This window comes from Aequorivita sediminis (genome assembly GCF_032080575.2).
Classification (GTDB): Bacteria; Bacteroidota; Bacteroidia; order Flavobacteriales; family Flavobacteriaceae; genus Aequorivita; species Aequorivita sediminis.
The window spans coordinates 1-304 of record NZ_JAVLSO020000060.1; the positions used below are offsets into that span (position 1 = coordinate 1).

1 protein-coding gene is annotated in these 304 nt (G+C 41.1%); it reads right to left on the reverse strand.

Annotated elements, in window-relative coordinates:
• A partial coding sequence (locus RT250_RS13585) for a DUF7507 domain-containing protein (RefSeq protein WP_313115436.1) occupies nucleotides 1-304 on the reverse strand: 304 nt, incomplete at both ends.

Sequence of the window (304 nt, forward strand, 5' to 3'; positions counted from 1 at the left end):
TTGGTCCTCCCGATACAGTAACGCCTCCAACTAAATCACTTACCATAACATCGGTTAGGGTTACGTTTCCAGTATTCTTAACGGAGAAGCTATAGGTAATTACATCACCAACCTCGAGTGTTGAACATCCAGTGGTTGGATCAACTTCAACATCTGAAGTTTTAATAAGTGCAATGCTCGCATCAGTACAGATGGTTACAACTGTTGGATTGTTTCCTGCATAACTTGAGTTATCCGATTCATCATCTACTTGTGTATTACTAGGCGTTGTACCAACTACCTTAGCTGTGTTCTCAAACTCACC